The 6696-nt window shown below is 73.7% G+C and carries 5 protein-coding genes and 1 pseudogene; 5 read left to right on the forward strand and 1 reads right to left on the reverse strand.

What is annotated here, in order from left to right:
- From UW392_RS26555 to UW392_RS26565, 3 genes and pseudogenes are all read left to right on the forward strand, one after another.
- Nucleotides 1–336, forward strand: a pseudogene (locus UW392_RS26555) (hypothetical protein); the annotation flags it as partial.
- Complete coding sequence (locus UW392_RS26560; protein ID WP_320777654.1) at nt 333–1949, forward strand: nickel transporter; 1617 nt, start codon at nt 333–335, stop codon at nt 1947–1949. The pseudogene UW392_RS26555 and the gene UW392_RS26560, both read left to right, overlap by 4 nt.
- A 45-nt stretch (nt 1950–1994) precedes the next feature.
- Complete coding sequence (locus UW392_RS26565) at nt 1995–3614, forward strand: serine/threonine-protein kinase (protein ID WP_320777655.1); 1620 nt, start codon at nt 1995–1997, stop codon at nt 3612–3614.
- Between the two features lie 29 nt (nt 3615–3643).
- Here UW392_RS26565 and UW392_RS26570 read toward each other — a convergent pair whose 3' ends face one another.
- Entirely contained in the window at nt 3644–4450 is an 807-nt protein-coding gene (locus UW392_RS26570) for an SGNH/GDSL hydrolase family protein (protein WP_320777656.1), read from the reverse strand.
- 540 nt (nt 4451–4990) lie between these two features.
- Between UW392_RS26570 and UW392_RS26575 the strand changes: the two genes are divergently transcribed.
- Together UW392_RS26575 and UW392_RS26580 are read left to right on the forward strand one after the other, a co-directional pair.
- Complete coding sequence (locus tag UW392_RS26575) at nt 4991–5812, forward strand: glycosyltransferase family 2 protein (protein ID WP_320777657.1); 822 nt, start codon at nt 4991–4993, stop codon at nt 5810–5812.
- Nucleotides 5809–6696 (forward strand): glycosyltransferase family 2 protein (locus UW392_RS26580; RefSeq protein WP_320777658.1); only part of this gene is annotated, 888 nt, incomplete at its 3' end. The genes UW392_RS26575 and UW392_RS26580, both read left to right, overlap by 4 nt.

Below are 6696 nucleotides of genomic sequence, written 5' to 3' on the forward strand. Positions count from 1 at the left end.
ACCGCGCTCGCCGCCGCCGACAACGGCGACCGGCGGGCGGCACTGCGCGCGGCCCGCGAGGAGTGGTCGCGCCGGCACACCGTGCACACCGCCGACGCCCTGGGCTGGGCGCTGTACGTCAACGGCCGCGCCGAGGAGGCGTTGCCGTACGCCCGCCGGGCCGGCGCCACCGGGTACCGCGACGCGGCGTTCCTCTACCACCGGGGCATGATCGAGCGCGCGGCCGGCCGGGCGGACGCCGGGCGGAAGTCGCTGGAGGCGGCCCTGGACCTGAACCCGGGCTTCTCCCCCACCGGTGCCCGCGCGGCCCGCCGGGCTCTGGAGGGCGGCCGATGAACGTCCGCCGCCTCCTCGCCACCGGCGCCGCGGGTCTCGCGGCCGTCTGCGGGCTCACCCTGTTCTCGGCCCCGGCCGCGAGCGCCCACCCGCTGGGCAACTTCACCGTCAACCACTACGACGGTCTGGTCGCCGCCCCCGGCCTGCTCCGCGTCGACCACGTCGAGGATCTCGCCGAGATCCCGGCGACGCAGGCGAAATCCGACGTGGAGCGCCTGGGACTGGCCGGCTGGGCCCGGCAGCGCTGCGACCGGGCCGCCGAGGGCAGCCGGCTCACCGTGGACGGCCGGGCGGTGCCGCTCACCGCCGGGCCCGGCACCGCGCGGGTGCGTCCGGGGCAGGCCGGTCTCGACACCCTCCGGGTGGAGTGCCGGTTCACCGCGCCGCTGCCGCGCGACACGTCGGCGGCGATCGGCTTCCGGGCCGCCGGGGTGGCCTCCGACCCCGGCTGGCGGGAGATCACCGCGCGCGGCGACCGGACGACGCTCACGGCGTCGGACGTCCCGGAGACGTCCCGCTCCCGCGAACTGACGGCCTATCCGAAGGGCTCGCTCAACACGCCGCCCCGGGACGCCACCGCGTCCCTGCGGGTGCGGCCCGGCGGTGCGGCGCTGGCCGAGGAGCGGCAGGAGGCGCCCGGGGCGGGGGTGCTGCCGCGCGGCGCCGACCGGTTCACCGAGGCGCTGGACTCGCTCGTCGCCCGCCGCGACCTGACCGTCGGCTTCGCCGCCCTCGCCCTGCTGGTCGCCGCCGTGCTCGGCGCCGGGCACGCGCTCGCGCCTGGCCACGGCAAGACGCTCATGGCGGCGACGGCGGCGGCCCGCGGCACCCGGGCCCGCCTCCGGGACGTCCTGCCGCTCGCCGCGTCGGTGACGGTCACCCACACCCTGGGCGTCGTCGCCCTCGGCCTGCTGATCACCGCGGGCTCGGCGGCGACCCCGTCGGTGATCGCCTGGCTGGGCATCGCGAGCGGGGCACTGGTGACGCTGGCGGGGGCGAACCTGGTTCGCCGGGCGGTGCGGTCACGACGGACGGGGCATGGCCACACCCACGCCCACGGTCACGGTCACCATCACGTGCACGACCACAAGCACGAGCACGAGAACGAGCACGGACAAGACCACGGCCATGACCACGACCACGACCACGACCACGGCCATGACCATGACCATGACCACGGCCATGACCATGACCACGGTCAGGACCCCGCGCATGCCCCCGCCCTCGTCCACACCCACGGCGGGCACACGCACTCCCACGCCACCGCGCCCACCCTCCGCGGCACGATCCTGCTCGGGTTCGCCGGGGGGCTGGTGCCGAGTCCGTCGGCCGTCGTCGTGCTGGTCGGGGCCGCGGCGCTCGGCAAGGCGTGGTTCGGGCTGCTGCTGGTCGTGGCGTACGGGGCGGGACTCGCCGTCACCCTCACCGCGGCGGGCTTTGCCGTCGTCCGGTTCGGCGGCGGCATGGCGCGGGCGCTGGCCCGGCGTCCCCGCTGGAACGGGGGGCGGACGGTCGCCCTCGTCCGACGGAGCGTCCCGCTGGGTTCGGCCTGCGTCGTGGTGGCCCTGGGGGCCGGATTGGTGCTGAAGGGGGCGGCAACAGCCCTTGGCTGAGCTACTTTTGTGGGGGAATCACGCGAGACGTCGGAGGGGGCGCCGGTGTTCGAGGAACCCGGTGGTGAGCGTGTGATCGCGGGCCGCTACCGTCTCCTGTCCCCCCTCGGCGAGGGCGGGATGGGCACCGTGTGGCAGGCCCGCGACGAGGTGCTGCGCCGCGAGGTCGCCGTCAAGGAGGTGCGCGCGCCCGCCGGTCTGCCGGCCGCGGACGTGACGCGGATGTACACCCGGCTGGAGCGGGAGGCGTGGGCCGCGGCCCGCGTCACCCATCCCAACGTGGTCACCGTGTACGACGTGGCGACCGACGACGGCCGGCCCTGGATCGTGATGGAGCTGGTGCGCGGCCTGTCCATGGCCGACGTGCTGGACGCCGAGGGGTCGATGGATCCCCGGCGGGCGGCGGGGATCGGCGCAGAGGTGCTGGCCGCGCTGCGGGCCGCGCACGCGGCGGGTGTGCTGCACCGGGACGTGAAGCCGGGCAACGTGCTGCTGGCCGACGACGGCCGGGTGGTCCTCACCGACTTCGGGATCGCCGTCGTGGAGGGGAGTTCCGCGCTGACGATGACCGGGGAGGTCATCGGCTCCCCGGAGTTCCTGGCGCCGGAGCGGGCGCTGGGCCGTACGCCGGGCCCCGAGTCCGACCTGTGGTCGCTGGGCGTGCTGCTGTACGCGGCGGTGGAGGGTTTCTCGCCGTTCCGGCAGAACACCCCGCTGAGCACGTTGCGGGCCATCGTGGACGAGGAGTTGCCGCCGCCCCGCAGGGCCGGTCCGCTGGCGCCGGTCATCGAGGGGCTGCTGCGCAAGGACCCGGCGGAGCGGCTGTCCGCCGAGCGGGCCCAGCAGGATCTGCGGGTGATCGCGGCGGGCGGCCTGCCGGGCACGGCGACGGTGCCGGTCCCGCCGTACGCGCCGACGGTCGCGGAGCCCGCGGGGTTCGGGGCGCCGACGGCCGGGACGCCCGCGGCCGGGGCCACGGCCACGGCCGGGACGCCGGACCGCAACCGCCGCGCGGCCGTCGCGCTGGCCGCCGGGCTCGCCGTGCTCCTGCTGGCGCTGGCGGGGCTGGCGTACGCGCTGCTCGGCCGGGACGGCGACGACGACGGAAAGGACGGCACCGCCGGCGGCGGCGCCCGGACCAGTACGTCGGCGCCGCAGAGCGAGGACACCGGCGGCGAACCCACCCGGACGGGCGGCGGGGGCGGGGGCGGCAACGACGACGACGGTGACGGGAACGGCGGTGGCGGCGAGGAGAGTTCGCCCCAGCCCGAGCAGTCGGTAGAGGTGTCCGTGGCGGGCTCGCGCACCGAGTACGCGGGGTCCTGCCCGCCGGACCGGGGCGAGGCCCCGGCGTTCACGGCGACGTTCCGGGTGGAGCGGCTGCCGGCGAAGGTCGTCTACCGCTGGGTGACCCCGGACGGGGTGCTGTCCGGGCAGGACTGGCGGACGCTGTCGTTCCCGGCGGACGGCGGTCGCGAGCAGCAGGACTCGGTGGTGGTGACGACGTACGAGGAGAGCGGCACGGTCGAGAGCGAACTGGGCGTCGAGGTGAAGGACCCGGTGGACGCCACCTCGAACTCGGTGCCGTTCTCGGTGACGTGCGAGGGGGAGACCCCGACGGACGGGACCTCCCCCTCGTCTTCCACTTCCCCGTACTCGCCCTGACGGGAGGGTCTCCCCGCCGGGCCGCCGGGTCAGGCCGCGCTGTTCAGGGCCGGCAGGTAGCCGCCCGACTGCCCGGCGGCCGTCGGGTGGTAGGACTCGCCGATGTTCAGCAGGTTGACGCTGTGCAGCCAGGAGCTGCCGGAGCAGATCTCGTGGCCGGAGAAGGTAGTACGGACGTCGGCGAAGGTGAAGCCGTAGGCGGCGGCGCGCTGGGCGACCTTGGTGTTCAGGGCGTCGGAGGCGTCGTTGATCGCCTTCCGCTTGGTCTCGGACAGGCCGAGGCAGGTGGTGCCCAGCTGGTAGAAGCGGGGATAGCCGAGGACCACGACGTGAGCGTTGGGGGCCTTGCTGCGGATCGCCGAGTACACGCCGTTGAGGTTGCCGGGCAGCGTGGAGTCGACGTAGGCCCGCGCGGTGGCGATGCGCGAGAGGCAGTTGGCCTCGGACTGGAGCACACAGGTCGTCATGACGTCGGCGAAGCCCGCGTCGTTGCCGCCGACGCTGATCGAGACCAGGCCGGTGGCGGAGCCGAGGGGGCCCAGCTGTCCGGCGAGAACATCACTCGAACGGGCGCCGGAGCAGGCGGTGAAGTCGAAGGAGGAGGGGGAGTTGGCGGTGGCCCAGAGCTGCGGGTACGCCTTGGTGCTGCGCTTGCAGTCGCCGCTCTCGGAGGTGTAGCTGCCGGCCCCCACCCCGGAGGAGTAGGAGTCGCCGAGCGCGACATAGCCGGTGGCGGCGGCGGAATCGGCCGCCTGCGCGGTGGCGGCCCCGGTCAGGGTCGCGCAGGCGGCGAGGAGGAGTGAACTCAGGTATCCGACAAGTCGGGAACGTCTCATGGAACCTCCTTTAGCAGGTTCTCTGCTTGAACAGTGGTAACAGCTACGCGTGTTGACCGGAAGTGCTCATGCCAAATTTCACGTGAACGTGGACACCGGCGGGCCGCCGCGGGACCGGCGGGAACACCGAGGCCGTCTTGACCGGCTGCGGTGACTGCGCGACATTGAGGCCGCAAAACAACGAAAACGTGAGGGCTCGTTCCAGGTCTTGCCATACGGGTTCAATCGTCAATACCGTCATACATCTCACCCGCACCGGATCGTCAGCAAGCGGCTCTAGGGGAGGGCTCAAGACCGCGACGGACCGGGGTGGGGCGCGGTAGGGGGGTGCCGTGCTCGGTGACCGCACCATCAACCGGGCCGGTCGTGCCGCGCGGTCGGCTGCCGTTTTCCGCGGTCGGCCAGTTTCGCCAGCTCACCGGTGCGCACGGAGCGTCAGCGCTGCCGTGCCGTGGGTGAGACCAACCCCCCTTTCGAACCGGACACGATGCCGGACCGCCCCTGGGGCGGGCGGTCCGCCGGACGAGAGGGACCAGACTCATGAGCTCAGTTCTGCAGCCGCCGGCCACCGGCAAGGACCCGGCGGGGACGACGTACCGGCCCGTCTCCTCGCATCTGGCGATAGCTCCGCCGGTGAGCGTGGTGATACCGGCGATGAACGAGGCGGAGAACCTGCCGTACGTCTTCAAGACGCTGCCCGACTGGATCCACGAGGTCGTGCTGGTGGACGGCAACTCCACGGACGACACCGTCGCGGTCGCGCGGGAGCTGTGGCCGGACGTCAAGGTCGTGGAGCAGCGCGGCAAGGGCAAGGGGGACGCGCTGATCACCGGTTTCAAGGCGTGCACCGGTGACATCATCGTGATGGTCGACGCGGACGGCTCGGCCGACGGCCAGGAGATCGTGTCGTACGTGTCCGCGCTCGTCTCGGGCGCCGACTTCGCCAAGGGCTCCCGCTTCGCCAACGGCGGCGGCACCGACGACATGACCTTCATCCGCAAGATGGGCAACGCCGCGCTGTGCTCGGTCGTCAACCGCAAGTTCGGCGCGCGCTACACCGACCTGTGCTACGGCTACAACGCGTTCTGGCGGCACTGCCTGGACAAGATCGAGCTGGACTGCACGGGGTTCGAGGTCGAGACCCTGATGAACATCCGGGTCGTCAAGGCCGGCCTGAAGGTCCAGGAGATCCCCAGCCACGAGTACCTGCGCATCCACGGCGCGAGCAACCTGCGCGCGGTGCGGGACGGACTGCGGGTGCTGAGAGTCATCCTGGAGGAGCGCTCCAACCGGCGTGCGCTGCGCGGCAGCCGCCCGCAGTCGCCGGTGCTGGGGAGCACGGTCCGGGGGAAGGTGTCTTGAGCGCACCGCGCACCTCACCCGACATCCCCATCTCCGTGGTGATCTGCGCGTACACCGAGGACCGCTGGGAGGACATCCTCGCGGCGGTCTCCTCGGTGCGGGCGCAGTCCCGCCCGGCCCTGGAGACGCTGCTGGTCGTCGACCACAACGCGACGCTGCGGGACCGGCTGGCCAAGGAGTACAAGGAGACACCGGACGTCCGGGTGCTCGCCAACGCGGGTCCGCGCGGGCTGTCCGCCGGGCGCAACACCGGGATCGCCGCCGCGCGCGGCGAGGTGATCGCCTTCCTCGACGACGACGCCGTGGCCGAGCGGGACTGGCTCGCGTACTTCGCCGCCGCGTACGCCGATCCGCGCGTCATGGCGGTCGGCGGGCGCACGGTGCCCGTCTGGGCGTCGGGGCGCCGGCCCGTGTGGTTCCCGGAGGAGTTCGACTGGGTGGTGGGCTGCACGTACCGCGGCCTGCCGCCCGGCCGGGTCCGGGTGCGCAACGTGCTCGGCGGCAACGCGTCGTTCCGCCGGGAGGCGTTCGACGCGGCGGGCGGGTTCGCCACCGGGATCGGACGCGACGGCGACAAGCGGCCGCTGGGCTGCGAGGAGACGGAACTGTGCATCCGGCTCACCCGGGCCCGGCCGGACGCCGTCCTGCTGATCGACGACCGCGCGGTCATCCATCACCGGGTGCCCGCGCCGCGCGAGCACTTCGCCTACTTCCGTACCCGCGCCTACGCCGAGGGCCTGTCCAAGGCGCTGGTGGCGCGCAGCGTCGGCACGGAGAAGGGCCTGGAGTCGGAGCGCCGGTACGCCTCACGGGTGCTGCCCGCCGGGGTGGCCCGCGGCCTGCGGGACGCGGCGCTGGCCCGGCCGGGCGGCGCGGGCCGGGCC

This window comes from Streptomyces sp. CRN 30, from assembly GCF_034105845.1.

What these genes read in the sequence shown, in the direction of transcription:
- UW392_RS26560 (WP_320777654.1), top strand. Translation starts at nt 333, where the DNA reads ATGAACGTCCGCCGCCTCCTCGCCACCGGCGCCGCGGGTCTCGCGGCC.
- UW392_RS26570 (WP_320777656.1), bottom strand. Translation starts at nt 4,450, where the DNA reads ATGAGACGTTCCCGACTTGTCGGATACCTGAGTTCACTCCTCCTCGCC.
- UW392_RS26575 (WP_320777657.1), top strand. Translation starts at nt 4,991, where the DNA reads ATGAGCTCAGTTCTGCAGCCGCCGGCCACCGGCAAGGACCCGGCGGGG.